The 3,424-nt window shown below is 76.8% G+C and carries 3 protein-coding genes and 1 pseudogene; 2 read left to right on the plus strand and 2 right to left on the minus strand.

Annotated elements, in window-relative coordinates:
- Positions 1-299: pseudogene (locus HCN52_RS22910) on the plus strand (BadF/BadG/BcrA/BcrD ATPase family protein); the annotation flags it as partial.
- A gap of 154 nt (positions 300-453) precedes the next feature.
- A complete protein-coding gene (locus HCN52_RS22915; RefSeq protein WP_168090341.1) occupies positions 454-1,329 on the plus strand; it encodes a sirohydrochlorin chelatase in 876 nt (291 codons plus the stop codon).
- 69 nt (positions 1,330-1,398) lie between these two features.
- Here HCN52_RS22915 and HCN52_RS22920 read toward each other — a convergent pair whose 3' ends face one another.
- Entirely contained in the window at positions 1,399-2,445 is a 1,047-nt protein-coding gene (locus tag HCN52_RS22920; protein WP_168090342.1) for a lactonase family protein, read from the minus strand.
- A 162-nt stretch (positions 2,446-2,607) separates the two neighbouring features.
- Positions 2,608-3,288 carry a ThuA domain-containing protein gene (locus tag HCN52_RS22925; protein ID WP_168090343.1) on the minus strand — a complete coding sequence of 227 codons (681 nt, stop codon included), beginning with the start codon at positions 3,286-3,288 and terminating at the stop codon, positions 2,608-2,610.
- Positions 3,289-3,424 lie beyond the last annotated feature (136 nt).

Here is a 3,424-nt window from a genome sequence, read left to right on the forward strand (position 1 = left end):
ACCCGGTGGCGGGCGCGGTGCTGGCGGAGGCGGGGCGGCAGATCGCGGAGACCGCCGCAGCGGCCGCTCCGGCCGGCGGTGCCCCGGTGGTGGCGCTGACCGGCGGCCTGCTGAACATCGGCGCGCCGCTGCTGGATCCGCTCCACGCGGCGCTGGAGCGCTCGCTGCCCGGTCACCGGAGCGTCCCCGCGGCGGGCGGGCCGCTGGAGGGTGCGCTGCTGGTGGCGGCCCGGCTGGCGACCGACTCGCTGCGGCTGCCCGCCGACGGCGTGCTGCTCCAGGTGGCCCACACCGGGTGATCGGCGCGGGGGGCGCGGTCGGCGCCCGGGTGGTGACGTCCGGACGGTGCACGCCCCCACCGAGGCAGGACATCAACCCGCAAAAGGGATAGTCGTGTCATCGTGCGCCCCCGGCCGAACATGCGAGCACACCAAGGCATTAACATGCGACCACATGAGCTCCTCCACAGGGCCAGGATCGGGCCTGCCCGTACGAATGCCTCGTCCCCGCCAGTCAGGACGGCACCGCCGCCCGGAGCCGGTGTCTGCGCCCGAGGGCGCCCCCGTGCTGGTCCTGGCCGTCCCCGGGACTCCCAGTGCCGAGGCCAGGAGCCTGGCCGAAGAAGTGGTGAGCATCGCCCGCGCGGAGCTGCCCGGTCTGCACGCGGTCGTCGCCTTCACCGAGGGGACGGGTGAGGAGTACCCCGCCCTCCAGGACGTGCTGACCGAGGTGACCGCCGGTCGCGTCGAGTCGCCGGACGAGCCCCCCGCGGTGGTCGTGCCGCTGCTCGCGGGCCCGGACAGCGTCCAGCTGCGCGCCCTGCGGCAGGCCGTCCTCAACAGCGGTTCGGGTGCCGCGCTCACCGAGGTGCTCGGCCCGCACCCGCTGCTGGCGGAGGCGGTGCACGTCCGCCTGTCGGAAGCCGGCCTCGCCCGCGCGGACCGCGCACGGCTGTTCACCGTGGCCACCGCCGCGGACGGCATCATCCTCGCCACCGTCGGCGGCGAGGAGGCCGAGCAGGCGGCCGGTATCACCGGCATGCTGCTCTCGGCACGGCTGGCCGTCCCGGTGCTGACCGCGGGTGTGGACACCGAGGGCTCGGTCGGTGCGGCGGCCCGCCAGCTGATGGAGTCCGGCTCGCAGCAGCTGGCCCTGGCTCCCTGCCTGATCGGCCCGGAGGTCCCCGAGGGCCTGCTGGCCGCGGCCGCCGAGGAGGCCGGATGCGCCATGGCGGAGCCGCTGGGCGCCTACCCGTCCGTCGGCAAGCTGGTGCTCTCCGCCTACACCGGTCATCTCGGCATCCAGCCGCAGCCCGCCACGGCGCACTGACGCCCCGACACCGCACGACGGCCGGTCCCCGAAGTCGGGGGCCGGCCGTCGGCCGTCGTGGCGGGCCCCTCAGCCTCGCAGCACCACGCACGACGGCGCGGGCAGTTCCAGCCGTCCGGCGAGGGCGGGCAGTCCGCTCTGCGGGTTGAGCGCGAACCAGCTGACGTCACCGGACCGCTCGTTGGCGACGTAGAGCCGCCGGCCGTCGTCGCTCACGGTGAGGTCGCGCGGCCAGTGGCCGCCGCACCCCACCGAGGAGCGCACCCGCGGCCCGTCGGTGCCGTCCAGCGACAACACGGCGACCTCGTCCGCGCCCCGGACGGCGACGTACAGCCACCGGCCGTCCGCGGTGACGCCCAGCCCGGAGGGGTAGTCGGGGTCGTCGGACGCGGTGCGGCCGGGCAGCTCGGTGCGCGCGGTGATCTCCAACGACCCCGCGGCCGTGTCGAAACGGCAGGTCGTGACCTGCGGGTCGAGCTCGCTGACGACGTGGACGGTGACGCCGTCGGGGTGGACGACGAGATGCCGCGGTCCGTCGCCGGCGGGCAGGCGCAGCGCGCCGTGCGGCCGCTGACTGCCGTCCGCCGGGTCCAGCGCGTACACCAGCACGCTGTCGGTGCCGAGGTCGGCGCAGAGCAGCCACCTGCCGTCGGCCGAGACCGCGACGCCGTGGGCGTGCGGCTCCGACTGGCGCTCGGTCACCGGCCCGCTCCCCCGGTGCGGGGTCACCACGGGGTCGCCGTGCGGGGCCCCGTCCTCCGCCAGGGGGAGCGAACTGACGGAACCCGAGGTGTAGTTGGCCAGGTAGGCGCGGCGCGGCGCCACGGCCAGGTGGGTGGAGCCGGCACCGCCCGCGGCGGTGGGCGGCGCGAGGAGCCAGGGGCGGTCGGGGTCGGCCAAGGAGAGCGCGGCGAGCGCGCCCGCGTCCGTCTCCCCCGCCGCGTACAGCGTGCCACCGTCCGCGGAGAGCACCAGGTAGGAGGGGTTGTCCAGCGGCCGGAGGTCGGAGAGCCGCGTCAGGGCGCCGTCCGACGGATCCACGGCGGCGACGGTGACGCCGCGTCCGCCCTGTGAGGTGAAGGAGCCGATGTAGGCCCTGTGCGCGCCGCTCGTCATGCGTTCCCGTCCTGCCGGTGCGTCGGACACCGCGCCCGGGCGGCACGGCGGGGCGCTCGGCCGGCGCACGTCGGCGCCCGGTCCCGCCCCGGCGACCGTAGCACCGGGGGCCGAGGGCGCCACGGCAACCGGGCACCGGTGGACGGCGGTTCGCCGTCGAGGTCAGCGTCTCACCGGGGCGTCGGCCTCGCGGCGGGGGGCCCAGGCGAGGCCGCCCAGCAGGTGGCGCCGGAACTCCGGGTCGGCGTAGTGCTCGGCGGCGTGGCCGAGCGCCGTCTGGAAGGACCGGCCGCCGCAGTGCTCGTGGCACCAGACCAACGGGTGCCGCGCGCCCATCGTCCCGCCCCGGTAGGTGGACTCGTCGACGGTCGCCAGGACCCGGACGTCGTCCGCCGGGCCGTCGCGGAAGTTGTACCACTCGTCGCTCCACTGCCAGCGTCGCGGCAGGTGGGAGACGGCGGGGTGGACGGGGTCGGTGATCTCCACGACGGCGGTCTGGATCGGCGGGTGGCCGTCGAACCGCGCGCCCACCAGCCGGCCGTACCAGGGCCAGTCGTACTCGGTGGTGGTGGCGGCATGCACCCCCGCGAACCCGCCCCCCGCCTCGCAGTGGGCGCGCAGCGCCTGGCGGCCCGCCGCGTCGAGGACCTCCCCGCTGGTGGAGAGGAAGGCGACCAGGTCGACCCCGGCGGCGAGGCGCTCGGTGAGCTCCGCGGTGTCCTCGGTGGCCGTGACGGTCCAGCCCTGCGCCGTCAGCAGCTCGGAGACCGCGCGGACCGCGGCCGGGATGGAGGCGTGCCGGTATCCGGTGGTGCGGCTGAAGAGCAGGGCGCGGGTGGGCATGGCCGCCATGCTAGGCGGCCGTCGCCCCGCCGGGGCCGGGTCTGCCGTTCGGGGCGAGGGACGGGCCGACCGGTGGATGCGGACGGGGCCGCGCGCGCCCCGGGTGGGCGCCGCCGCACGCGGCGCGGTACCGCCC

This window comes from Streptomyces bohaiensis (genome assembly GCF_012033785.1).
GTDB classification, from domain to species: Bacteria; Actinomycetota; Actinomycetes; order Streptomycetales; family Streptomycetaceae; genus Streptomyces; species Streptomyces bohaiensis.

Bases quoted from the DNA above. Each gene is read 5' to 3' on its own strand.
- HCN52_RS22925 (WP_168090343.1), bottom strand. From the start codon at position 3,288: ATGCCCACCCGCGCCCTGCTCTTCAGCCGCACCACCGGATACCGGCAC.
- HCN52_RS22915 (WP_168090341.1), top strand. From the start codon at position 454: ATGAGCTCCTCCACAGGGCCAGGATCGGGCCTGCCCGTACGAATGCCT.
- HCN52_RS22920 (WP_168090342.1), bottom strand. From the start codon at position 2,445: ATGACGAGCGGCGCGCACAGGGCCTACATCGGCTCCTTCACCTCACAG.